23 protein-coding genes are annotated in these 22272 nt (G+C 63.8%); 11 read left to right on the top strand and 12 right to left on the bottom strand.

The features are described 5' to 3' along the window. Positions 1-164 precede the first annotated feature (164 nt). The 3 genes from E7813_RS17210 to E7813_RS17200 all read left to right on the top strand — a co-directional run bounded on the left by E7813_RS17210 (position 165) and on the right by E7813_RS17200 (position 2569). On the top strand, positions 165-1262 hold the full coding sequence (locus E7813_RS17210) for an ionic transporter y4hA (protein ID WP_291575833.1): 1098 nt from the start codon (positions 165-167) through the stop codon (positions 1260-1262). A gap of 21 nt (positions 1263-1283) precedes the next feature. Further along, entirely contained in the window at positions 1284-1568 is a 285-nt protein-coding gene (locus tag E7813_RS17205; protein WP_291575831.1) for a cupin domain-containing protein, read from the top strand. 95 nt (positions 1569-1663) lie between these two features. Further along, complete coding sequence (locus tag E7813_RS17200; RefSeq protein WP_291575829.1) at positions 1664-2569, top strand: hypothetical protein; 906 nt, start codon at positions 1664-1666, stop codon at positions 2567-2569. A gap of 14 nt (positions 2570-2583) precedes the next feature. Here E7813_RS17200 and E7813_RS17195 read toward each other — a convergent pair whose 3' ends face one another. The 4 genes from E7813_RS17195 to purE all read right to left on the bottom strand — a co-directional run bounded on the left by E7813_RS17195 (position 2584) and on the right by purE (position 5512). After that, positions 2584-3240 carry a tetratricopeptide repeat protein gene (locus tag E7813_RS17195; RefSeq protein WP_291575828.1) on the bottom strand — a complete coding sequence of 219 codons (657 nt, stop codon included), beginning with the start codon at positions 3238-3240 and terminating at the stop codon, positions 2584-2586. A 211-nt stretch (positions 3241-3451) separates the two neighbouring features. Further along, positions 3452-3754: a 30S ribosomal protein S21 gene (gene rpsU, locus E7813_RS17190; RefSeq protein ID WP_291575827.1), complete on the bottom strand. Its 303-nt coding sequence runs from the start codon at positions 3752-3754 to the stop codon at positions 3452-3454. A 163-nt stretch (positions 3755-3917) separates the two neighbouring features. Continuing rightward, a complete protein-coding gene (locus tag E7813_RS17185; protein WP_291575826.1) occupies positions 3918-5027 on the bottom strand; it encodes a 5-(carboxyamino)imidazole ribonucleotide synthase in 1110 nt (369 codons plus the stop codon). Then, positions 5024-5512: a 5-(carboxyamino)imidazole ribonucleotide mutase gene (gene purE, locus E7813_RS17180; RefSeq protein WP_291575825.1), complete on the bottom strand. Its 489-nt coding sequence runs from the start codon at positions 5510-5512 to the stop codon at positions 5024-5026. Before purE ends, E7813_RS17185 begins: the two co-directional genes overlap by 4 nt. A 137-nt stretch (positions 5513-5649) precedes the next feature. Between purE and E7813_RS17175 the strand changes: the two genes are divergently transcribed. Next, positions 5650-6333: a GGDEF domain-containing protein gene (locus E7813_RS17175; RefSeq protein WP_291575824.1), complete on the top strand. Its 684-nt coding sequence runs from the start codon at positions 5650-5652 to the stop codon at positions 6331-6333. Positions 6334-6340: 7 nt separating this feature from the next. On the opposite strand, the gene E7813_RS17170 is transcribed toward E7813_RS17175, so the two are convergent. Together E7813_RS17170 and E7813_RS17165 are read right to left on the bottom strand one after the other, a co-directional pair. Further along, positions 6341-6592 carry a hypothetical protein gene (locus E7813_RS17170; RefSeq protein ID WP_291575823.1) on the bottom strand — a complete coding sequence of 84 codons (252 nt, stop codon included), beginning with the start codon at positions 6590-6592 and terminating at the stop codon, positions 6341-6343. Positions 6593-6612: 20 nt separating this feature from the next. Continuing rightward, positions 6613-6816 (bottom strand): hypothetical protein, encoded by a 204-nt coding sequence (locus E7813_RS17165; protein WP_291575821.1) that lies wholly within the window; start codon positions 6814-6816, stop codon positions 6613-6615. A gap of 230 nt (positions 6817-7046) precedes the next feature. Here E7813_RS17165 and E7813_RS17160 point away from each other — a divergent pair, with 230 nt between their 5' ends. Beyond that, positions 7047-7424, top strand: coding sequence for a response regulator (locus tag E7813_RS17160; protein ID WP_291575819.1), 378 nt, complete (start codon positions 7047-7049; stop codon positions 7422-7424). Positions 7425-7432: 8 nt separating this feature from the next. Here E7813_RS17160 and E7813_RS17155 read toward each other — a convergent pair whose 3' ends face one another. Beyond that, on the bottom strand, positions 7433-7639 hold the full coding sequence (locus E7813_RS17155) for a DUF465 domain-containing protein (RefSeq protein ID WP_291562571.1): 207 nt from the start codon (positions 7637-7639) through the stop codon (positions 7433-7435). A gap of 250 nt (positions 7640-7889) precedes the next feature. On the opposite strand from E7813_RS17155, the gene E7813_RS17150 reads away from it, so the two are divergent. Beyond that, positions 7890-8075: a DUF465 domain-containing protein gene (locus E7813_RS17150; RefSeq protein WP_291575817.1), complete on the top strand. Its 186-nt coding sequence runs from the start codon at positions 7890-7892 to the stop codon at positions 8073-8075. A gap of 137 nt (positions 8076-8212) precedes the next feature. On the opposite strand, the gene E7813_RS17145 is transcribed toward E7813_RS17150, so the two are convergent. Further along, entirely contained in the window at positions 8213-9322 is a 1110-nt protein-coding gene (locus E7813_RS17145; protein ID WP_363331186.1) for an NAD(P)/FAD-dependent oxidoreductase, read from the bottom strand. A 290-nt stretch (positions 9323-9612) separates the two neighbouring features. Here E7813_RS17145 and E7813_RS17140 point away from each other — a divergent pair, with 290 nt between their 5' ends. Then, the gene (locus tag E7813_RS17140; protein ID WP_291575813.1) at positions 9613-12306 is read left to right on the top strand and encodes an EAL domain-containing protein; all 2694 of its coding nucleotides are present in this window, start codon (positions 9613-9615) and stop codon (positions 12304-12306) included. 112 nt (positions 12307-12418) lie between these two features. Further along, a complete protein-coding gene (locus E7813_RS17135) occupies positions 12419-13876 on the top strand; it encodes a glycerol-3-phosphate dehydrogenase (protein ID WP_291575812.1) in 1458 nt (485 codons plus the stop codon). Between the two features lie 28 nt (positions 13877-13904). Here the strand turns inward: E7813_RS17135 and E7813_RS17130 are convergent, their stop codons facing one another. From E7813_RS17130 to E7813_RS17120, 3 genes are read right to left on the bottom strand one after another with little or no spacing between them, the layout of a single operon-like run. Then, complete coding sequence (locus tag E7813_RS17130) at positions 13905-14315, bottom strand: DUF126 domain-containing protein (protein ID WP_291575811.1); 411 nt, start codon at positions 14313-14315, stop codon at positions 13905-13907. Beyond that, complete coding sequence (locus E7813_RS17125; protein ID WP_291575809.1) at positions 14312-15550, bottom strand: aconitase X catalytic domain-containing protein; 1239 nt, start codon at positions 15548-15550, stop codon at positions 14312-14314. The genes E7813_RS17130 and E7813_RS17125 overlap by 4 nt, the downstream gene beginning before the upstream one ends. A gap of 5 nt (positions 15551-15555) precedes the next feature. Beyond that, entirely contained in the window at positions 15556-16674 is a 1119-nt protein-coding gene (locus E7813_RS17120; protein ID WP_291575808.1) for a tripartite tricarboxylate transporter substrate binding protein, read from the bottom strand. Positions 16675-16708: 34 nt separating this feature from the next. Here E7813_RS17120 and E7813_RS17115 point away from each other — a divergent pair, with 34 nt between their 5' ends. The 3 genes from E7813_RS17115 to E7813_RS17105 are packed head-to-tail and all read left to right on the top strand — an operon-like array spanning position 16709 to position 19643. Continuing rightward, entirely contained in the window at positions 16709-17917 is a 1209-nt protein-coding gene (locus tag E7813_RS17115) for an ABC transporter ATP-binding protein (protein ID WP_291575807.1), read from the top strand. Then, the gene (locus E7813_RS17110; RefSeq protein ID WP_291575805.1) at positions 17914-18828 is read left to right on the top strand and encodes an ABC transporter permease; all 915 of its coding nucleotides are present in this window, start codon (positions 17914-17916) and stop codon (positions 18826-18828) included. The genes E7813_RS17115 and E7813_RS17110 overlap by 4 nt, the downstream gene beginning before the upstream one ends. Beyond that, on the top strand, positions 18828-19643 hold the full coding sequence (locus E7813_RS17105) for an ABC transporter permease subunit (protein ID WP_291575803.1): 816 nt from the start codon (positions 18828-18830) through the stop codon (positions 19641-19643). Before E7813_RS17110 ends, E7813_RS17105 begins: the two co-directional genes overlap by 1 nt. Positions 19644-19929: 286 nt before the next feature. On the opposite strand, the gene E7813_RS17100 is transcribed toward E7813_RS17105, so the two are convergent. Continuing rightward, positions 19930-21903 carry an AsmA family protein gene (locus tag E7813_RS17100; RefSeq protein ID WP_291575802.1) on the bottom strand — a complete coding sequence of 658 codons (1974 nt, stop codon included), beginning with the start codon at positions 21901-21903 and terminating at the stop codon, positions 19930-19932. Positions 21904-22272 lie beyond the last annotated feature (369 nt).

The following is a 22272-nucleotide window of genomic DNA, read 5'->3' as shown; positions in this document are numbered from 1 at the left end:
TGACGAAGCCGAGCCATGCTTCCGCTCCGTCAGCCAAGAACCAGTGGGATTCCGCCAATCCGCGTGATCCGTGAAGTCGTGGTGCCGGGTCTATCGTGACCATCGGCTGACAGCTGCCGTTGTTTGGCGCATAGTCCATTTTCTGGCTTTAAGGATGTCATCAGATGAGCGCGCACGGCCCGATGCCGCGATCGGCGTGGATTTTCCCCGCGCTGGCCGTTCTGCTTTTTGCGGGCGTCACGGTATCCGGCTTCGCCTTCACGCCCTCTGCCGCCGGGCTGGTGTTTGCAGCCGGGCTGCTGGTCATTCTGTTCGGCACGGTGTTCGCGGCCGTCCATCATGCCGAAGTGATCGCGCAGCGGATTGGTGAGCCCTATGGCACGTTGCTGTTGACGCTGGCGGTCACCGTGATCGAGGTCGCGCTGATTGCAACCATCATGCTTGGGGAAAAAGCCGTGCCGACGCTGGCGCGCGATACGGTATTCGCGGTGGTGATGATCGTCTGCAACGGCCTGGTCGGCATTTGCATCCTGGTCGGCGGGCTGCGTTACCGCGAGCAGGATGTCCAGGTCACGGGATCAAACCTGTATCTCAGCGTCCTGATCGTGCTGGCGACGATCACGCTGATCATGCCCAACTACACCCTGACCACGCCGGGGCCGGTCTACTCGGCGGGCCAGCTTGGCTTCGTCAGTGTCGTCACCGTGATGCTCTACGGCGTGTTTCTCTACACCCAGACGATCCTGCATCGCAGCTATTTCATCGGCAAGGCAAACGATCCGGGCCATGCCGACGCCAGCGTCTCAAACCGGATGCTGGCGCTGAGCGTCGTGCTGCTGCTGGTCTCGCTGTTGGCAGTCGTCCTGCTGGCGAAAAAATTCTCGCTGGTGGTCGATTTCGCCACCGCTCGGATCGGCGCGCCGCCGGCTTTCGCGGGCGTCCTGGTCGCGTTGTTGATCCTGTTGCCGGAAAGCGTGGCCGCCATTGCCGCCGCGCGCAGGAACGATCTGCAGAAGAGCATCAACCTGGCGCTCGGTTCGTCGCTGGCGACCATCGGGCTGACGATCCCGGCGGTCGCGGTCGCTGCCTACGCGCTGGACAAGCAGTTGGTGCTTGGGCTCAATGCCCAGGAGATGGTGCTCTTGGTGCTGACCTTCATCCTGAGCATGCTCACCTTCGGCACCGGCCGCACCAACATCCTGTTCGGGCTGGTTCACGTGGTGGTGTTTGCGGTATTTGTGTTCCTGGTATTCGTGCCCTGAGAGATTTGTGGAAAATTGACCATGCTAGCTGCCAAATCCGATATTCAGGTCGATACCAAAGAGGTCCGTGTCACCGAATGGCGGCTGGCGCCCGGCAGCGCCACCGGCCATCACATCCATCAGATGGATTACGTCATCGTTCCCGTGACTTCGGGCGAAATGACCATCGTCGCGCCCAACGGCGAACGTTCCAAGGCACAGCTCAGTGCCGGCAAATCCTACTTTCGTAAAGCCGGCGTCGAGCACGACGTGCTCAACGAAACCGACAAGGAAATCGTGTTCCTGGAGGTCGAATTGAAGCCGTAAACAGCCGTTTACCGAATTGCCACCGATCTGTCGCAGTTGATCCCTTAATGCGCCTCAAAGTTCCCGCATCAAACCGGGTGCGGGGAGTGGCCGGCATGCTGAAATACCTATCGAAATTTGCCTTGGATATATTGCCGTCGGTGGTAGCGACCATCATCGGGGCCTACATCGTCAATCATTACATCGTCACCAAGCCCGGGACGGCATCGCCGGTCGCTGCCGCGGTATCGACAGCTGAGCCCAAAGCTGACGCAAAGGCCGAAGTCAAGGTCGCGCCTGAGACTGCCAAAGCCGATGCCTCCACTGACGTCGCCAACATCCCCGAGCCAGGCGTCAGGGCAAAGGGCATCTCCGAAAAGGTCATTTTCCAGAAATCGGCCGTCGAAAAGCCCGTGGAGAAATCCACCGAGAAACCCGCCGAAAAGCCGGCGGAGACCGCAAGCATCCCCGCGGATACAAAGCGGCACCCGGCTGCGCTGCGCGAAAAGGCGGTTGCCAAGGCTGTTCCGGCTCCGGTGCCGGCGGTCGCGCCGGTTGCGCCAAACCCGGCCCCGCCGGTGGAAGCCACCATCGCTCCGGATGCGCAGCCCCGCGACGCCAGCGATCTCGCCCGCGCAGCGATCGAGCGCTTGCGGGCGAACGACGGCGCGCCGCGCCCGCTAGAAACCGCGCGTCTGCCCGATTTGCCGCACGTTCCGGATGCGCCGCGCATTCCCGACCCGCCGCGCATCGTGTCGGCACCGCCGGTTCAGCCGCTTCCGCCACCGATCATGGTCTCCACGCCGCCAAGCGAGTCGTTCGATTCGACGACTGGGTCGGTGCGGGTTGACGATCCGCGCCGCCCGACGCCGCCGGCCGATATTCCGTCTTCGCGGCCGCTCGACCTGCATGCCGAGGCGGCAAAGCCGCCCCCGCGTCCGCGCAGCAATGTCGCCGAGGATGTGCTGCTGGCCGCGAAGTCGGTGTTGCACAAGGTATTGCCGAACAGTTCGGCAAACTAGCCCGGTAAGATATACTAAAACGTATCGTAGCTTTGGCCGGGCTTGCCGCCGACGCGCGCAAAGCCGCTTCGCGCCGCTTCATCCTTGGGGCGCAGGTTGATGGCGCGGCCATAGCAGCCGGCGGCCTTGGACTTGTCGCCGAGGCGTTCATAGGCGATCCCCCGGGTGGTCCAGATCTGTGCGTTCTGCGGATCGGCCTGCACCGCCTCGTCGAGATCGGCGGCGGCTTCCTTCAGTCGGTCCATCGCAAGGTAACTGATCGCGCGGGCCAGCAACGGTTCAGGCCGTTGCGGCGTCAGGCCGTTTGCTGAGGTGAAATCGTCGATCGCAAGCTGATGTCGCCTGTCGCTCTGATAGATCAGGCCGCGATTGTACAACGCTTCCGCGTTGTGGGGATCGAGCGCGATCGCCCTGTCGAATTCGGCAAGCGCGTCCTCGGCTTTTCCGGATCGTACCAGTTCCTCGCCATGCGTCGTGGCGGCCTGCGCCTCGCTGACGCTGGGGCCGGTTGGTGCTGTCTTCGGCAAGGTGTCTTTGTCGGGCTCCGGCGACAGCGATCCCAGATTGAACGAGCAGCCGCCGAGCGCGATTGCGATCAGCAGGATCGACGCGAAGGCACGCGGACCAAGCCGGGAAGCTCCGGAAAAAACATGGGGAACCGGAAGGGCCATCTATGCAGAACACTCGCACGGACCAAAGCAGTATTGGTAGCCCGCCGTGTCGCAAAATGCATTAGCGCATTGAAGTCGGGAATTTTCCTTCGGCAAGCCGGACTCCATCCCCGGAATCACGTTCGAGAACTTGCTTCGCCGGCAATACTCGGCGCAAAAAAACAACAACGCGGGCCCAAGGCCCGCGTCATCACATTCTGGCTGCAAAATTCTAGCGCTGCCCGCGCCCCGATCCTGGGCCGCCACGGCCGCCGGGACCACCGCGTTCTGCGCCCGGACCCGCGCCGAACACCGGCTTCGGCTTCATCGGCAGCAGGCCTTCACGCTGCAGCTTCTTGCGGGCGAGCTTGCGCGCGCGGCGCACGGCTTCGGCCTTTTCACGGGCCTTCTTCTCGGAGGGCTTTTCATAGTGGCCGCGGAGCTTCATCTCGCGGAAAATACCCTCGCGCTGCATCTTCTTCTTCAGCGCCTTGAGGGCTTGATCGACATTGTTATCGCGAACGAGAACCTGCACGCGGCATCCTCTTTCAATTGATCGGATTGGAATTCTGCTAAAGCAAAGGGCTGGCGAAAGGCCGAGCCCTTAACCCTGAGCGCGCGGATGTATCAGACAAAGGTGGCAATGTCCACCAGCGCAAGCGCCCTGGCGCGGCTGAATTAGCCGGTTTCGGCCCCGATCAGGCGCTTTTGGGCGAAGTAGCTCCGACCTGCGTCACATGCCCCATCTTGCGGCCCGGCCGCGGCGGACCTTTGCCGTACAGATGAACGGTGGCGCCGGGGACGGTCAGCCATTGCTCATAATCGTTGATATCGTCCCCGATCAGGTTGGTCATGGTCACCGGGCCATGACGGACGGGTTTACCGAGCGGCCAACCGGCGATGGCGCGGATGTGCTGCTCGAATTGCGAGATCGATGCACCGTCCAGCGTCCAGTGCCCGGAATTGTGCACCCTCGGCGCGATCTCGTTGACCAGAATCTTGGGCCCGCCATCCGCCTGCACCACGAACATCTCGACCGCGAGTACGCCGACATAGTTCAGCGCGTTGGCGATGGTCCCGGCGATGCCGCGCGCCTGTGCCGCCAGCGCATCCGAGATACCCGCCGGCGCGCGCGAGATTTTCAGGATATGGTCGCGATGTTCGTTTTCGGTGACGTCGAAGCATTCGACGTTGCCATCGGCGCTGCGCGCGGCGATCACCGAGACTTCGCAACTGAAAGGAATAAAGGCCTCGAGGATCGCGGATTTGGTGCCGAGATCCGCCCAGATCTGATCCGGATCGTCGCCCTTGCGGATGATCGCCTGACCCTTGCCGTCATAGCCAAAGCGGCGGGTCTTGATCACGGCCGGAAGACCGATCTTTCCGATCGCAGCATGCAGCGCCGCGGCCGACGATACATCGGCGTAATCGGCGGTGCCGATGCCAAGCCGCTTGACGAAGTCCTTTTCGGCGAGGCGATCCTGGGTGGTTTCGAGGATTTTCTGATCGGGTAGGACCGGACGCCGCGCCGCCAGGATCATCGCGGTGGCCGCCGGCACATTCTCGAATTCGTAGGTGATGACGTCGACGTCGTTGGCGAACAGTTCCAGCGCTTCAACGTCGGCATATTCCGCGCAGGTTGCATTCAGCACGACATCGAACGCGGGCGAATCGGGGTCCGGCGAAAACACCTGGCATCGCAACCCGAGACGCGGCGCCGCCATTGCCAGCATCCGGCCCAGTTGTCCGCCGCCGAGAATTCCGATGGTGTCGCCGGGCTTGAGCTTCACCTGTGGTGCGGCCGTCACGCGGATCCCTCCGGGCGTTCGCTGACCGCCTCGGTCTGCTGCTTGCGCCAGGCGACAAGCCGGCCGGACAGCTTGGGATCGTTGAGCGCAAGCACGCTGGCGGCGAGCAGTGCGGCATTGATGGCGCCGGGCTTGCCGATGGCCAGCGTTCCCACCGGTACGCCGGCGGGCATCTGGACGATGGAATAAAGCGAGTCGACGCCGGACAGCGCTTTGGATTCGATGGGGACGCCGAATACCGGAAGCTCCGTCAGCGATGCGGTCATGCCTGGCAGATGTGCCGCCCCGCCGGCGCCGGCGATGATGATCTTGAAGCCGGCCGCTTTGGCGCCCTTGGCGAACCCGAACAGCCGATCCGGGGTGCGATGCGCCGAGACGATGTGTTTTTCGCAGGCGACGCCGAGCGCGGCCAGGGTTTCGGCGGCATGGCGCATGGTGTCCCAGTCCGACTGGCTTCCCATGATGATGGCGACTGGGGCGGTCATGCGGTCAATTCTTTTCGGGAATCCAAAAACATAGGCCGGATTATAGGATCGGCCCAAGGTTCGGCAAGGCGTGGCAAGGGGTCCGGAATGGACTATCCTGTCTTGGTGAATCCCGGCAAGCATTCTGAAGCAGGCCCATGAAAAAGAAAATCGGCACAACCGCCGCAAAGCCCGCCAAGCGCCGCAAAAGCGGCGTCGCGGAACGCAAGGCCACGCCACCCCGCGCCTTGCGTTCATCTTCACCCCGGTCGTCGGCACTGCCGGACGACACCAAACCGACCATTCGCCGGCTTCGGGACCAGTTGGCGCGGGCGCAGGCGCGAATCGACGAACTACAGGCGTCGGTGGATATCGACTTTCTGCTGGACATTCCCAACCGGCGCGGTTTTGAGCGCGCACTCAATCGCGCGGTCGCCTACATCAAGCGCTACCATGCAAGCGGCGCGCTGATCGTGCTCGACGTCGATCGCCTGAAGCCGATCAACGACGCCTTCGGTCATGCCGCCGGCGATCAGGTCCTCAAGGCCATCGTGGTGGAGCTGCTGCGCCATGTGCGCTCGTCGGATGTGATCGGACGGCTGGGCGGCGACGAGTTCGCGTTGCTGCTGTGGAATCTCAGCGAAACCGACGCCCGCGCCAAGGCCGCGTCGCTGGAACAAGCCGTCGACCGGCTCAGCTTCGTGTTTCGCGGCCGCACTATCACGGCTGGCGCGTCCGCCGGCGTTGCCGTTCTCGGCCCTCATGCCGAAGCCGGCCGGGCGCTGGAAGAAGCCGACAGCGCGATGTATGTGCGCAAGGCCCAGCGGCGGCACGAAGCGTGACGGGGTCTCACAGCCCGCTGAGATCATCCGGCACGTTGCCGAATTTTCGCAGCAATCGAGCGTCGCCAAATTCGCCGATCATCGGATCTCCGGTGCGGCTGAAGGCGACCGCGCCAATGCTGCCGGCAGTCCTCGACAGGATTTCCGCGCGCCGTAATGCGCCCGACGAACTCTGGCATTCTTCCGCCGGCCCCGCCACCGGCGAGCCGGTATCGTCCTGCATGAAGGGTAGCGCGACGTAATAGGTGACATCGGCCATTGGGAGATTTCCTCGATGGATCAGGCGGCGCCCTTTGCCTTGGACAAGATCGGCGCGCTGTTCGGGCTCATCGCCTGCAGTTCCTCGACTTCAGCTTCCAGATATTCGTTCACCAGCAGCAGGGCCTTGATGGCGCTGCGCATATTGCCGTCGCACATCGCGATCGCCTGGTCGCAGGCCTGATCGTAGCGGTCGTGGTCGGACGTCGAGATCGGTTTGAACATCGCAATATCCCCGGGATGCTGGCTGCGGACGGGAATAATGTTCTTCTTTTGTTCTCAAGAAGTCAAGCGGCGTCATTCAATTCAGGCCCGTACGGTTACCAATTCTCCACAGCGTTGGTCTGGGGGATGAGTGCCGCAGTCGGGCAGCCAACCGATCAGCCGCCTAAAGCAGCCGCCGGAACCAAAGCAACTTCCGACGCTTGTCGGATGTTCGCGAAGGAGTGAGACGCATGGGTCGTGTTGAGTCCAAAAGACCCGTGGTGCTGATCGTCGAGGACGAGATCCTGCTGCGAATGGATGCGGTCGATATGGTGGGGGCTGCCGGGTTCGAGGTGATTGAGGCTGGAAACGCCGATGAGGCGATCGAAATCCTGGAAACGCGTCCCGACATCACCGTGGTTTTCACGGACATCCAGATACCGGGTTCGATGGACGGGTTGAAGCTCGCCAGGGCGATCAGGGGCCGCTGGCCTCCGATCAAGATCATCGCGACGTCCGGCCGCCTCAATATCGGGGATATCGATCTGCCCGAAGGCGGACGGTTTTTACCCAAGCCATACGGCCCCCGGGAGCTCGCCGGCGTGTTACGGGAATTAACCGGTGGGTAAGGCAATCACTACGCGATGATGTCAGGCGTAATCTGGTCTTCGATGAAGGCGATGCGGTCACGCAACTGCAGCTTGCGTTTCTTTAGCCGTTGCAGGCGCAATAAATCCGGCGCCGGCGATTGATGCAGCGCATCGATCGCCGCGTCGAGGTCGCGGTGCTCCTGCTGCAGCCGTGCGAGCTCGGATTCAAGCTCGCGCTCATCTTCGTCGGTCATGGTGTACGTTAACTGAAAAACGCGATGAGATTGCAAAAGGTTGCGGAAGCCATCGAAGGAATATCGTCCCTGCCGGGCCGGTCCGCAAGCGCTCAAAAGCCGGACCGGTTCCATGCTCACGATTCGTTGCTGACGAATACCTAAAAATGAGCACGCGCCATTTTCGATACCCATCGACAGATTGGGTTACTGGTGTAGACTTGGCCGTCCGGATCGAATCTGAGGTCTAATCCAACCGAGGAGGTTTCGTATGGCAATTCAGGCGCATCTCGTTGAACTAGAACGTAAACACAAGGTTCTCGAAAACGAATTACACGAAGCTCTCGTGCACCTCTCAACAGACGACCTGCAAATTGTCGAGTTAAAGCGCCGAAAATTAATGGTGAAGGACCAGATCGAGCGGTTAAGGCATACCGCGGAAGAAACGCTGCACTAGGATTCTCCTCCCAGGCTTCCCATCCATCGGTCATCCCTCTGAGGAGCGCGCTCTTGCGCGCTTCCAAGGATGTCGCAAGGCAAGACTCGCCGAATGGGCTCGCGCCTCAGGGTGACGAAAGGTCGCGCCGTCCGCGGCTACACCTCTGCCAGTTCGCCGACATGATCCGCGATCGCCAGCGACGATGTCAGCCCCGGCGATTCGATCCCGAACAGATTGATCAGCCCGCCGACGCCATGGTCCCGTGGTCCCTGGATCAGGAAATCCTGCACCGCCACCGCCGGCGGCACGATCTTTGGCCGCATTCCCGAATAGCTCGGCATCAGCGCGCCGTCCGGCAGTGCCGGCCAGTATCGCCGGATCGCCGGATAGAACCGTTCCGCGCGCGCCGGGTCGACCGCATAGTCGATCGTGTCGACCCATTCCACATCGGGACCGAACCGGGCCTGGCCCGCCATGTCGAGGGTGAGGTGCACGCCGAGGCCGCCGGGCTCGGGCACCGGATAGATCAGGCGTGAAAATGGCGCCCGCGCGCTGCAACTAAAATAGTTTCCCTTGGCGAGATAGGCCGTCGGTACCAGTTCGGCCGGCATGCCGTCGATGCTGCGCGCCACCGCCGGCGCGCCGAGGCCGGCGGCATTGACCAGAAGTCCGCATTCAAGGCTGATCGGCGCATCGCCGCCGACGTCGAGTTCGATCCGGCCGGCGCCGGCTCTGCCGCGCAGCAGCGGGGTGTGAAAGGCGCATGCCGCGCCCGCATCTTCGGCATCGCCACGCAGCGCCAGCATGAAGGCGTGGCTGTCGATGATGCCGGTGGACGGCGAAAGCAGGGCGGCGTCGCAGTTCAGCGCCGGTTCCAGCGCGCGCGCCGCTTCACCGCTGAGCGTCTGCAGGTCAGCCACGCCATTGGCCGCGGCGTGAGCCCTGATCGATTGCAGTTTCTCGGTTTCTTTCGGCGTCGTGGCGACGATCAGCTTGCCGCAATTGCGATGCGGGATGCCGTGATCCCGGCAGTAGGCGTAGAGGGCGCGCTTGCCGCTGACGCACATCCGCGCCATCAGGCTTCCGGCGCGATAGTAGATGCCGGCGTGGATCACCTCGCTGTTGCGCGACGAGGTGACGGTGCCGATGCCTTCGGCCGCCTCCAGAATGATCACCTCGCGGCCGGCCTGCGCCAGCCGCCGCGCCACGGCCAGACCGATCACCCCCGCACCGATAACGACGCACTCGACCTTGTCCATTCGCAGTTCGAATCCGGGATTGTTTGTGGTTGTGTTCGACGCGCGTCGTGGCAGCCGGCGCTCGTCCGGGATCAATCGCGCCTGTACGCTATCGCTCTGTTAGGGATGGCTTTTTCGATAAAACCTGCTGGACCGTTTTCAGCGCGGGTTTTCGGCCGGATTGCCGTTAGCAAAGAATTAATCATGTCCGGGCAATTGCCGTAATTTAAGTTACATTTTCGGGGTGCGGGAGTATGCGTTTACCCGATTCAAACCCGTGAAGCCAGACACTCCGCCCGGAAATCCGCGGGTGATTGATGGCTGACAAGAATTGGCAGGCAGGCGGCAAGATTTCGATTCCTGCGCGGGCACCGGTGTGCCTGCTCGCGATCCTTGCGTCGTTCGATACCGCCTGGGCCGTTTCCGATAATTTTGCACCGGCCAGCTATGTCGGTTCCGCCGATCCCAATATGGTTTGGGAGATGCTGATTGGCGGTATCGTGGTTTGTTCCTTTCTGGCCGCGATCACGTTGTGGATTCTTTCGGCCTTGCGCAGGGTCCAGCGATCGCAATTGCGGCGAAATGCGTTTGTCAGGTCCGCCCTCAACAATTTGAACCAGGGTGTGGTGATGACGGATTCGCTGAAGCGGGTCGTGTTCTGCAACGATCGCTATCTCGAAATCTACGGTCTGGTGCGTGCGGATATTTCCAAAAACATGACCGGACCGGAACTGCTGGAGATGCGGCACCGGCGCGGCGTCCTTGGCATCAGCCCCGAGGAGTTTTATGCCAGCGCCGGCGGTCCGGAAGGCGTCGTCACCGAACTGCCGGGCGGACGATCGGTGATGGTGAAATATTTTGCATTGCCAAACGGCGGCTCGGTGGCGACCCATGAGGATTGCAGCGAACAGCGCAAGCTTTCCAGGCAATTGGCGTCGACCAAGCAGTTTCTGGAATCGGTGCTCGACAACGTGCCGGTATGCGTCGCCGCCAAGAGTATCGAAGACGGTCGCTACATCTTCGCCAACCGCGCGTTCGAGCGCTTCTCGCGTTTTCCCCGCGAGCACATCGTCGGCAAATCCGCCGATGAAATCTTCCAGCCCGACACGGCGGCAAGCATCGCCGCGGCAGACCGCGCCGCGCTGGATTCGCCCGACGGCCAGCTCCGCTCCGAACTCGTGGTCGAGCGCGGTTCGAAGAAGCGTATTCTTGCGAGCAACCGGGTGATCGCGCGCGATGACAAGAACCGGCCGGAATTCCTGATCGCACTGTTCGACGACGTCACCGATCGCAAGTCGCTTTCCCGCGAACTCGAAAATACCAAGAAGTTTCTCGAACTGGTCGTCGACAACATTCCGGTTTCGCTGACCGTCGAGCGCGTCAGCGACGGACGATACCTTCTGGCCAATCGCAGCGCCGAAACCATCCTCAACCGGCGGCGCGAGGATGCCACCGGCATGACGGCCGCCGATATCTTCAATCCGAGGGAAGCCAGGTTGATCATCGCGCGCGACGAGGCGGCGATCAAAAAGCGCGGCCTGCTCACCGAAGAACACCCGATCAGCACCAAGGATGGGTTGCGGCTGTTCCTGACGCGCCGCATGACGGTGCTCGATGAAGCCGGCGAGCCGCAATATCTGATCAAGACCCACGAGGACGTCACCGACCGCCGCCAGACCGAATCGCGGATGGCCCACATGGCGTATCATGACGGCCTGACCGACCTGCCGAACCGCGCGGCGTTCCTGCAGGCGCTGGCGCAGATGATCGAAGCCTGCGAAGGCACCGACGAGGAATTCGCCGTATTGTCCGTCGACCTCGACGGCCTTAAGGAAATCAACGACGTGTTCGGCCATGCGATCGGCGACAAGCTGCTGATCGAAGTGTCGCGCCGCATCCAGACAGCGGCGCGCGGGGGCGTGGTGGCCCGGCTCAGCGGCGACGAGTTCGGGTTGATCATCGACGGCAAGCAGCCTGCGGCCGGCAAGGCCTTGGCCGAACAGCTTGCCGAAGTGCTGGCGCAGGAATTCCTGATCGAGGGCAAATCGGTTCGCACCGGCGTGACCACCGGCATCTCGGTATTCCCGCACAACGGCGCCGACGCCGCCTCGCTGCTTGCCAATGCCGGCGCGGCACTGTTCCGCGCCAAGGCGAAATCGCGCGGCTCGATCAGCGTCTATGAACCCGAAATGGACCGGCAGATTCGCGACCGCCGCGTGCTGCACCAGGATCTGTCGCTGGCGATCAAGAACGGCGAACTCTCGCTGCATTACCAGCCGCAGGCGATGGCGCGCCAGACCGTCGCCTCCAGTGAAGTCATCGGCTTCGAGGCGCTGGCGCGGTGGCTGCATCCGGTCCGCGGTTTCGTTCCGCCGGGCGACTTCATTCCGCTCGCGGAAGAAAGCGGCTTGATCGTCGAGATGGGCGAATGGATCCTGCGCGAGGCCTGCCGGGAAGCCGCCTCATGGCCGCTGCCGCTGCAGATCGCGGTCAACCTGTCGCCGGCGCAGTTCATGCACGGTGATCTGGTCAGCCTTGTGCACTCGATACTGCTGGAAACCGATCTTACGCCGGACAGGCTCGAGCTCGAAATCACCGAAGGCGTGCTGATCGAGGATTTCGATCGCGGCCTTGCGCTGTTGCGGCGGTTGAAGGCGCTCGGCGTGCGGATTTCCATGGATGATTTCGGCAGCGGCTATTCCTCGCTGAGCTATCTTCAGGCGTTCCCGTTCGACAAGATCAAGATCGACCGGGCTTTTGTCATGAATCTCGGACGCAACCCGCAATCGGCTGCGATCGTTCGCGCGGTGATCGGACTTGGCCATGGTCTCGAAATGTCGATTGTTGCCGAGGGCGTGGAAACTCAGGAGCAGCTCAGCTTCCTCGCGGACGAAGGCTGCGACGCGGTGCAGGGTTATTTCATGGGCAGACCGGCGCCGATCGGGCTATACGCCGCCGTGGTTGGCCGGCTCGGCGGCAATTCGATGGAGCCCGCGCGCAAGATCGGCTAGAGTCTGATCCAACCGGAGTTGAGTGAGACCCCAGCGGTATCTTTTGCCTGCGCATGATCTTTTTCGGAAAACCGGTTTCCACTTTTCCGGATCATGCTCTAGACCTTGCGGGATGGCGGACTACGACCTTGCGATCATCGGCGGCGGTTTGAACGGCGTCAGCGTTGCGCGCGATGCCGCCGGACGCGGCTTGCGGGTGATCCTGCTCGAGCAGGGCGACCTCGCAGCGGCGGCGTCTTCCGCTTCATCGCGATTGATCCATGGCGATCTTGCCGTGCTGGAGCGCCGCGCCTTTCTACGCGTGCGCGCGGCCCTGGCCGAACGCGACATCTGGCTGCGGATCGCGCCGCATCTGGTGCGTCCGGCGCGCTTTGTGATCCCCGAGCATTCCGAAGAGCGTCCGTCGTGGTTGTTGCGTACAGGCTTGCTGCTCTATGACCGGCTTGCCTCCCGCAGCCGCCTGCCGGCCTCGGCGACGGTCGATCTTACGCACCATCCGATCGGCAACGCGCTGAAACGGCCATTCGGCACCGCGTTTGAATATTCCGATGGCGTGGTAGACGATTCCCGCCTGGTGGTCCTCAATGCGGTCGACGCCGCGGAACGAGGGGCGGTGATCCGAACCGGCGCACGCTGCGTCCGTGCCGACCGGCTTGACATCTGGCGGCTGGCGACGATCGACCGCGGCCATCGTCAGGTCGTCACGGCGCGGGCGCTGGTCAACGCGACCGGCGCGTGGACGGCTTCGGTCGCGGAAACCGTGTTGCGGATGCCGCTGCCGAGCTTACGCGCCGCCCAGATGAGCCAGATCGTCGTCCGGCGGCTGTTCGACACCGACAATGTCTACGTGTTCCAGAACCGCGACCGGCGGCTGATTTTCGCGAGCCCCTATGAGCGCGATTTCACGCTGATCGGCACCGTGGGACACGCCTTCAAGGGCGATCCCGCGGCGGTATCGATGGCGGCGAGCGAAGTCGCCTATCTCTGCGACGCCGCCAACCGGTATTTCCGCGAACGGGTCGAACCGTCTGATGTGATCAGGACGGTTTCCGGCGCTAACATGGTCATAAATCCCGCTGCGCGGGACGGCGCCATGGCGTTCGACCACCGGCGCGGCAGCGCGCCGCTGCTGACGATCTTTGGCGGCGATGTCACAACCTCGCGCCTGCGCGCGGAGGAGGCAGTCTCCAGGCTTACCCCGTTCTATCCGATGTCGCCGCGCTGGACCGCGAAGACGCCGTTGCCGGGCGGCGATTTTGCCTCGGACAAGTTCGACGACGAGGTCGAGCGTGCGCGGGCGCGTTGGCGATTCCTGGGTGAGAGCGAGGCCCGGCGCCTGGTTGCCGCTTACGGCACGCGCCTCAAGGCCGTGCTTGGCGACGCCGGCAGCCGGGCCGACCTCGGTCCCGCCTTCGGTGCGGAACTCACCGGCGCGGAAGTGCGCTATCTCATGACGTGCGAATGGGCGCGCTTCCCGGACGATATTCTCTGGCGTCGCTCGAAACTCGGCCTGACCATGCTGGCGCCGGACCGCGAAGCGCTGGCGCAATTCATGAAGGCATCCGCGTAAGCGGCACCGCGGGAACTGGGACGGCTATCTAGCCGAGCAGCGTCAGCACGCCCGCCTGCGGGTTCACTTCAACCTCGGCGCCATGGGGAATAGCCGCGGTAATATCTTCGTCGAAGCCTGCCAGCATGGCGACATCGCCCAGTGCGGCACCCTGCGCGAGAATGGGATTGACGGAATTCAGCACCAGCGCCAGCGGCACGATGCCGCGCGATTGCATCTCGTGCAGCATCCACGCCGTCGCGACGCCGCCCTTGGCGGTGTCCAGCACCAGGATCTTGCCGGCATAGGATTGGCCGACCAGCTTGTGGGTCGGACGGCTGAAGACGCCGTTGATACGGTTGAGGTCGTAACGGGCCGAGAAGCCGTCATGGGCGACCAGCGTCGGTCCGCGCACCGTCGGTCCCATGGCGTGCCGGGCGCGAAAGATTCTTGCGCTCATGTTCGCGCCAGCCTCCCGCTTGAGGCTGCGTCGACGCATGACTCCATCGACGCCAGCATCGGACGATAGCCGTAGCCGCCCAATATATTGACCAGCTTTGCGCTGTTGGTGGCCAGACGCTTCCAGCCGTTGGCTTCCGAAATTTCACGCGCATAGGATTGATAGAAGCACATGCCGGACAACACGCTGCCGCCGGCGGATTCTATTCGCGCGGTGTAACCCATGCGATCGGCGTCCGGCTTGACCTGCGGGCTCGTTACCGCGAGCATCGGCACCGTGAACCGGCGGCCGTCGCAGAGTTCGGCCAGATCGCGCAGTTCGAACAGGCTGAGTTGCGGCGCCGAGAACACCACCACGTCGACCTGATCGTCGGTGTGATAGGATCTTTGCAGGTTATCGACGTCGGCTCGCGTCGCGCGAACGACAGGCAAGTCGGCGGCCGCCACGTCGGTCAGCCTGGTGGCTTCCGGCGTCAGGCCCGCCAGATGAAACAGCGCGATCGAGCCGAAGCTCGCCATCGCGGCGCCGAAATGCTTGAGCTGGTCGGAGCGGGGCGAGCCTTCGATGCCTTCGATCACGGGCACCGACCAATAATTGCCCGCGAGCCGTCCGATCACGCCGCCCAGCGCACCCCAGCCGTTGAGGGTGGTGGGCGTGAAGTCCACGCGAACGCGCAAGCTCGCGCGGCGCGTCTCGGGCAGATGAAATCCGTAGCGCGGGGTTCTTCCGGTAAGTCCCGCCGCCAGCGCCGAGGGCCCGCCCTCGAAATTGGAGCGCGCGCCGCAGATCGAGTTCGAGTAGATCACCACGCCGGTATCGCCAAAGGCGACATGCTCGTTGCGCGTCGGCGCCTGGATGGTCTGATAGTTGATGCAGGTATCTGTCATGGTGACGCCGAGCTTGACGAATGCGGCAATCGCCCGCCGTTCGAGATCGAGCATGGTCGAGGTCTGGCCGAGCAGATCGGCCTTGGCGAAGTCAGTGCCGCGCGGATCGGTGATGGTCGGGATGCGTACCCGGCGTTGCCCGTCGGCGGTCGCGGCCAATCCCTCCAGCCACCGCACGCCGGCCTCGCCGAGGCTTTCGGTGTCGGCCATCACATGGGCCTGACTAACCGGAACCAGATCTTCGGCGCCGAAGAACTCTCCGACCTTGATCTGGTGCTGCAAGGCCTGCTGCGGAACGAAGCCGGCTTTGCCGGCCAGAATATCTTTTTCTTCGTCGTTGAGCTTCATTTTGGTCAATCGATCGTTACGCCGGCGTCGCGCACCGCTTTACCCCATTTTGCCAATTCGCTCTGCTGGAATTTGGCGAGTGCGTCGCCGCGGATGACGGTGCAAAGTACTCCCAGAGGTTCCAGCTTGCTTCGAAACCCGTCGCCGCCGACGATTTTTTCAATTTCATCGGCCAACGTGGCCGTTATGGCATCGGGCATCCTGGCTGGCGCAAACACACCCCACCAGGCGGTGGTTTCAAAACCGTCATAGCCGGACTCGGTGATGGTCGGCACCTCAGGCAGAATCGATGACCGCGTCTTGCTCGAAAGCGCCAGCGCGCGCGCCCTTCCGCCCTGCACATTCGACAGCACCGACTGCAAGGGGTCGAACATGATCTCGATCTGGCCGCCGATCAGGTCGGTCAAGGCCGGCGCGCTGCCTTTATAAGGCACATGCTGGATGTCGATGCCGGCCGCAGCCTTGAACATCTCGCCGGTGAGATGCCCCGGCGTGCCCGCGCCGGCGGAGCCGTAATTGAGTTTGCCGGGCATGCGCTTGGCCAGCGCCACCAGTTCGGCGAGATTGTTGATCGGCTGCGCCGGATTGACGACCACCGCCACCGGCGCCAGCACCACGACGGCGATCGGCGTGAAATCTCTGACGGGGTCATAGGGCAATTTCGGGTAGAGCGCGGCATTGATGGCCTGCGTGCCCACCGTCCCCAGCAGCAGGGTCTGACCGTCGGGCGCCGACCTGGCCACGGCTTCGGCGCCGATCGACCCGCCGGCGCCGGCGCGATTGTCGATCAAGGTGCTGGCTTTAAGGGCATCGCCCAGCATCTGCGCCAGCGGCCGCGCCACGATGTCGGTCGGGCCGCCCGCCGGAAATGGAACGACGATGCGGATTTGCTTGCCGGCGAGCGACTGCGCCGCGGCCGGGTTCATTTTCACCAACAGGCCGGCGCCCGCTGCGGTGGTCGCCATCTTCAGGAATTGCCTGCGCCGCATCGATGTCCCCGGTCCCGTAGCCACCGGGATAATCTCCGGCTTGCCGGCGATGCTAGCGGCATTTTCCGGATATGTCCGCACGGAATAGTTGTGGCCGCGCACGGCGAGCCGGTTGAGCCGGCTTCGATCAGTCATTAGCGTAGATCGCGGCATCGGACTTGAAGGGATCATGGCTGAGGAATTACCCAACGTGGAAGCGGCGCCGGCGCCGAAACCCGAACCGCCCGTGGCGATTGCGCCCGAGGCAGTGGTGACTGAGCCGGCGGTCGCGGCCGACATGCCGCTGCTGCGGATCGAGGCGGTGGTGAAGAAGTTCGGCATCTTCAGGGCAGTCGACCGGCTGTCGCTCGACATCAAGGCCGGGGAGTTTTTCGCGCTGCTCGGCCCCAGCGGTTGCGGCAAGACCACGCTGCTGCGGATGCTCGCCGGTTTCGAGACGCCGGACGAGGGCCGGATCCTGCTCGACGGCAAGGACATCGCGCAGGTTCTGCCGCATCAGCGCCCCGTCAACATGATGTTCCAGAACTACGCCCTGTTTCCGCATCTTTCGGTGCACGACAACATCGCGTTCGGCCTCAAGCGCGCCGGCATGGCCCGTTCCGAGATCGACAGCCGCGTGGCCGAGCTGGTCGCGCTGGTCAAGCTCGACGGCCTCGGCAAGCGCAAACCCGATCAGCTCTCCGGCGGTCAAAAGCAGCGCGTGGCGCTGGCGCGTTCGCTGGCGCGCCGCCCAAAGGTGCTGCTGCTCGACGAGCCCTTGGCCGCGCTCGACAAGAAACTGCGCGAAAGCACCCAGCTCGAATTGATGGAGCTGCAGCGGCGCCTCGGCATGACCTTCATCATCGTCACCCACGACCAGGAAGAGGCGATGACGGTGGCAAGCCGGATCGGCGTGATGGATGCCGGCCGTCTCGATCAGGTCGCAACCCCGCGCGAACTCTACGAGGCTCCGGCTTCGCGCTGGATCGCCGAGTTTGTCGGCGACATCAACATATTCGAAGGCCAGGTCGAAAGCCGCGAGGCCGGCCGCCTGGCGATTTCGACGCGGGACGCCGGAACCGTCATCGTCGCGGAGCCGCGCGCGCCGATCACCCGGACGGTGGTCTCGGTCGCGATCCGCCCCGAAAAGGTCAAGCTGTCGCGCCGCGGGCCGGTGTCGGACGCCGTCAATGCGCACGCGATCAACCGCCTCGAAGGCACCGTGACCGATGTCGGCTACCTCGGCGGGCTCACCGTCTACAAGGTGAAGCTCGATACCGGCGCGGTGGTGCGCTCGTCGATGGCCAACACCGCGCGGCTCGATATCGACGCCTACAGCGCCGGCCAGCGCGTGGTGGCGTGGTTCACGCCCGACGATTGCCTGGTGCTTGAGCAATGAGCGCGCGCCGCACCTTCACCCGCCCGGCGCGGCTGGCGGCGATCGCGCCCTATCTCTGGATGGTGCTGTTCTTCCTGGTGCCGTTCGGTTTCGTCCTCAAGATCAGCCTGTCGCAGACCGCGATCGCGCAGCCGCCTTACTTGCCGGTATTCGACCTCGCCGCCGGCGCAGGCGCGATCAAGGCCGCCTTCGCGGCATTGTCGCTGGATAATTTCAGGCTGCTGGTTTCCGACGACCTCTATGTCCTTTCCTATCTGCGCAGCCTGGTGGTCGCCGCGGTCTCGACCTCGGTCCTGCTGTTGATCGGCTATCCCGTCGCCTACGGCATGGCGCGGTTGCCGCGCCGCTGGCAAAGCGTGACGATGATGCTGGTGATCGTCCCGTTCTGGACCTCGTTCCTGATCCGCATCTACGCCTGGATCAACATCCTGCAGCATGACGGCCTGCTCAACCAGGTCCTGCTGGCGCTGCACCTGGTGTCGGCGCCGGTGGTGTGGCTCTCCACCGACAGCGCGATGTATCTCGGCATCGTCTATTCCTATCTGCCGTTCATGATCCTGCCGCTCTATGCGACGCTGGCCAAAATGGAGCCGGCGCTGCTGGAGGCCGCCGCCGATCTCGGCGCCTCGCCGCGAACCGCGTTCTGGCAGGTGACCTTTCCGCTGTCGCTGCCCGGCGTCGGCGCCGGCGCGTTGCTGTGCTTCATTCCGATCGTCGGCGAATTCGTGATCCCCGATTTGCTGGCGGGCTCCTCCTCGATGATGATCGGCCAAACCCTGTGGCTGGAATTCTTCACCAACAAGGACTGGCCGGTGGCCTCCGCCGCCGCCGTGGTGCTGCTGGTGCTGCTGCTGGCGCCGCTGGTGCTGTATGACCGGCTGCAGCGCCGCCAGCTCGAAGGCGCGCGGTGATGGCGAGCGCGACCAATAAATTCTCCGGCTTCAACCTCTTCTCGCTGGCGCTGGGGCTGGCGTTTCTGTACCTGCCGATCGTGATTCTGGTGATCTATTCGTTCAACGCCTCGCGGCTGGTCACGGTATGGGGCGGCTGGTCGCTGCGCTGGTACTCCGAATTTTTCAATGACCGCGCCATGCTGGACGCCGCCTGGATGAGTTTCCGGGTGGCGGCGACCTCGGCTACGCTGGCGACGCTGCTCGGTACGCTCGCCGCCGTGGCGCTCTCGCGCGGCCGGCGCTTCAAGGGACGTGCGCTGTTTTCGGGCATGCTCTACGCGCCGCTGGTGATGCCTGAAGTCATCACCGGGCTTTCGCTCTTGCTGCTGTTCGTGGCGCTCGACGCCGAGCGCGGCTTCAGGACCGTGACGGTCGCGCACACCACGCTGACCATGTGCTTTGTCGCCGTGGTGGTGCAGTCGCGGCTCGGCTCGCTCGATTCGAGCCTGGAAGAAGCGGCGATGGACCTCGGCTGCGATCCGGCGCGGGCGTTTTTGGCCGTGACGCTGCCGCTGATCCTGCCCGCGATCGTCGCCGGCTGGATGCTGGCGTTCACGCTGTCGCTCGACGACCTCGTGATCGCGAGCTTCACCACCGGCCCCGGTTCGGCGACGCTGCCGATCCGGATCTATTCGGAGGTGCGGCTCGGCGTAAAACCCGAGATCAACGCCATCTGCACCCTGATCGTCGGATTGATCGCGCTGCTGATTATCGCAGCCTCGTTCGCGGCAAAACTGTCGAACGCGCGCGGCGACAGCGCGGCGCCGTTGTAGCTGTGTCATCCTGCGCAACGGCGTTGCAAGCGCGCATGCGCAGATTTCAATTCTCAAACCGCGAGCAAAGACACACCTCCACGATCCCGCGGCGTGTTTCGCGCGACGACGGCTCACAATCTCAAAACGTCGTCCCTGCGAACGCAGGGCCCCATAATAACCGACCGCAATTGTTGAAGAGAAAGCTTGCTACGGCCATCTGTACGAGATCGCACGGACAACGCGGTATGGGTCCCTGCGTTCGCAGGGACGACATGAGCGGTGGCGCACGCTAACCCACCAGCCCTCAATTCCCCTTCGCCGCTCCATCCACCACCGGCGCACTCGCCGGCGCCGGCGCCGCTGTCGCATCCGGCACCGCCTGCTTTGTGCCACCGCCGGTAAACCGCTCCAGCACCGAGCGCACGGCGTCGCGGGCCTTGCGATCCTTTAGGGCATCGAGCAGGGGCGCAGAGGCCGGCGAGCGGCGGATCAGGCTGTCGGGATCGGGGAAGATCAGCGGATCCTCCCATGGGCCCTGGATCACGAACGGCAGTTCGAAACCGGGCGGCGCCGACGGCGCCGTGGTCAGGCTGGCGACGCCTTTCAAATCGTATTCGCGCGCCGGCACCGAAGCGGTGCCGGTCAGCGTGATGCGCGCCGTCGGTCCTTCGAGGTGGATGTTCTGCGCGGTGGCGATGCCGTCGGCGAATTTCACCGCGACGGTCAGCTTGTCGTAGGGCGTCGAGCCCGCGCGGAAGTTGCCGGCGCCGGACAGCGGCCGGCGCTCCAGCCGCCTGAGCAATTGCTCGGCATTGATCCCGGCGATGGCGCCGTCATGACCGGTCAGCGTCGCGGTGCCGTCGAGCGATTGCGCTAGGCCAAACGGACTTGCCCCCGAAGCCACCACCGAGACGTTGAAATCGCCGCGGCCGGACAGGTTCCTGACGCCGAACAGTTCGCCGACGCAGGCTTGCAGGTCCACGTCGGTGAACTGGAACTGGGCCTTGATCTCGGCGGCGGCGTCCGAGCGCGCGATCCCGAGCGAGCCCTTGCCGATGCCGCCATACAGCTGCGCCTCGCCGACGCTCAGCGCCAGCGCGCCGCCGCGCAAATTGGCGCCAAGCGCGGTACGGCCGAACTTCGATGTGCCGACCGTGACCTTTGCCGCCGACAGCCGCATGTCGAAGTCGGTGGTGGACAGCGACGTCAAATCGAACAACTGCCGGTTCCAGTCGCGCGCGCCGCTGGCGAGCACGCGGAAGGTGGAAACATAGGGCGTGAAGTCGAGCGCGTCGGCGGCCAGTGTCGCCTGCAGCGTCTGGCGGTCGTTATTGGCATAGGTCATCACGCCTTCGGCGACATTGCCGTCGAGTTCGACATTGACATTGGTCAGCGCGACCGACGCCCCGACGATACTGGCACGCGCCTTCAGCGCGAAGCGGCCGAATCCGCCGGTGCCCGGCGGCGCCGCCTGGCCGGTCCAGTGCAAGGCATTGCGCAGCGACGCGCTGTCGATCGTCAGCGTGCCCTCCAGCATCGCGCTAGTGCGGTTGGCGACGGTGCCGTCGAAGGCGAGTTTCACCGGCGCGCTGGCCAGCCGCATTTTCAGGCCGGACCTGTCGCCGGACAGGGCCGCGAGGAAATCGCTGGCGCTGATGCTGCCGTCGACGCGCTCGCCGCGCCAGTCGAACTGCCCGGTGGCGGCAAAGGAGCGCGAGATCGACGGCCAGGCCAGCGACAGGTCGATATCGCCAAGTTGTTCGGACACGTGATTGGCGGCGTCCCCGTAACTGAGCACGCCGTCCTGGATCCTGATTTCCGAGAACGACACCGGGTTCTCGGCGCCGGGCTTCATGGTGCGCGCGATGGTCTCGATGAACGGCGTCCAGTTGCTGTCACCCTTGGCGTCGCGCACCACATTGATATGCGGCCGCAGCATCATGACGTCGGAGATTTCGAACCGCTGTAGCAACAGCGGCAGCAGCCGCAAGTTCGCGGTCAGCACGTCGACATTGAGCGCGGGGACATCGGTGCCGCCGCCCTTGAGGCCAACGTCATGAAAGGAGATGTAGCTGGCGGGAAGGACCGAAATCTCGATATTGCCCTTGACGACGAGGTCGAGCCCGGTCACCGCCCTGATCTGCGCCTCGACCGCCTGGCGCAGCGCGTCCCGGTTGAGGAACCAGGAGGTCGCGATCAGGCCGATCAGTACCACGCCCAGAAATGCCGCAACCGGCATCCCCAGGCGCTTAATTCCTTGGGCCGTGGTCAATGACATATCCAGGTTGCTTAAATCGGGTCGGGTTATGGGGCCGGTTCGTTGTTGGGCGGGCGGCGCTCGGCCACGACCGATTTGGACGAACCCATGCCAACCCGCGCAACTTGATGGGTTTTCTTGACGCTTTCAAGGCCGCCCGCGTTCCCGCTCCGGCTCTTAACTTCCCCCTCTCCCCGCCCTTGCGGGGGAGGGTTGGGGTGGGGGCTCTTTCCGGCAATGGGACTCGCGGAGAGCGCCCCCACCCGCCTCGCTAACGCTCGGCACCCTCCCCGCAAGCGGAAGACGGGGCGCACTTCCGACGATTTTGGCACCAAAGGCCCCGTCATTGACGCACTGCGAAGAATTCGCCTAATAATCCTCAATCAGTGC

It is taken from the genome of Bradyrhizobium sp., from assembly GCF_004799405.1.
Taxonomy (GTDB): domain Bacteria; phylum Pseudomonadota; class Alphaproteobacteria; order Rhizobiales; family Xanthobacteraceae; genus Bradyrhizobium.
This window is presented reverse-complemented; position numbering and strand designations above follow the sequence as displayed.

What these genes read in the sequence shown, in the direction of transcription:
- E7813_RS17120 (WP_291575808.1), bottom strand. Translation starts at nt 16,674, where the DNA reads ATGACTGATCGAAGCCGGCTCAACCGGCTCGCCGTGCGCGGCCACAAC.
- E7813_RS17115 (WP_291575807.1), top strand. Translation starts at nt 16,709, where the DNA reads ATGGCTGAGGAATTACCCAACGTGGAAGCGGCGCCGGCGCCGAAACCC.
- E7813_RS17200 (WP_291575829.1), top strand. Translation starts at nt 1,664, where the DNA reads ATGCTGAAATACCTATCGAAATTTGCCTTGGATATATTGCCGTCGGTG.
- E7813_RS17205 (WP_291575831.1), top strand. Translation starts at nt 1,284, where the DNA reads ATGCTAGCTGCCAAATCCGATATTCAGGTCGATACCAAAGAGGTCCGT.
- E7813_RS17210 (WP_291575833.1), top strand. Translation starts at nt 165, where the DNA reads ATGAGCGCGCACGGCCCGATGCCGCGATCGGCGTGGATTTTCCCCGCG.
- E7813_RS17175 (WP_291575824.1), top strand. Translation starts at nt 5,650, where the DNA reads ATGAAAAAGAAAATCGGCACAACCGCCGCAAAGCCCGCCAAGCGCCGC.
- E7813_RS17110 (WP_291575805.1), top strand. Translation starts at nt 17,914, where the DNA reads ATGAGCGCGCGCCGCACCTTCACCCGCCCGGCGCGGCTGGCGGCGATC.
- E7813_RS17125 (WP_291575809.1), bottom strand. Translation starts at nt 15,550, where the DNA reads ATGAAGCTCAACGACGAAGAAAAAGATATTCTGGCCGGCAAAGCCGGC.
- E7813_RS17130 (WP_291575811.1), bottom strand. Translation starts at nt 14,315, where the DNA reads ATGAGCGCAAGAATCTTTCGCGCCCGGCACGCCATGGGACCGACGGTG.
- E7813_RS17105 (WP_291575803.1), top strand. Translation starts at nt 18,828, where the DNA reads ATGGCGAGCGCGACCAATAAATTCTCCGGCTTCAACCTCTTCTCGCTG.
- E7813_RS17140 (WP_291575813.1), top strand. Translation starts at nt 9,613, where the DNA reads ATGGCTGACAAGAATTGGCAGGCAGGCGGCAAGATTTCGATTCCTGCG.
- E7813_RS17155 (WP_291562571.1), bottom strand. Translation starts at nt 7,639, where the DNA reads ATGACCGACGAAGATGAGCGCGAGCTTGAATCCGAGCTCGCACGGCTG.
- E7813_RS17150 (WP_291575817.1), top strand. Translation starts at nt 7,890, where the DNA reads ATGGCAATTCAGGCGCATCTCGTTGAACTAGAACGTAAACACAAGGTT.
- E7813_RS17170 (WP_291575823.1), bottom strand. Translation starts at nt 6,592, where the DNA reads ATGGCCGATGTCACCTATTACGTCGCGCTACCCTTCATGCAGGACGAT.
- E7813_RS17165 (WP_291575821.1), bottom strand. Translation starts at nt 6,816, where the DNA reads ATGTTCAAACCGATCTCGACGTCCGACCACGACCGCTACGATCAGGCC.
- E7813_RS17135 (WP_291575812.1), top strand. Translation starts at nt 12,419, where the DNA reads ATGGCGGACTACGACCTTGCGATCATCGGCGGCGGTTTGAACGGCGTC.
- E7813_RS17160 (WP_291575819.1), top strand. Translation starts at nt 7,047, where the DNA reads ATGGGTCGTGTTGAGTCCAAAAGACCCGTGGTGCTGATCGTCGAGGAC.
- purE (WP_291575825.1), bottom strand. Translation starts at nt 5,512, where the DNA reads ATGACCGCCCCAGTCGCCATCATCATGGGAAGCCAGTCGGACTGGGAC.
- E7813_RS17195 (WP_291575828.1), bottom strand. Translation starts at nt 3,240, where the DNA reads ATGGCCCTTCCGGTTCCCCATGTTTTTTCCGGAGCTTCCCGGCTTGGT.
- E7813_RS17100 (WP_291575802.1), bottom strand. Translation starts at nt 21,903, where the DNA reads ATGTCATTGACCACGGCCCAAGGAATTAAGCGCCTGGGGATGCCGGTT.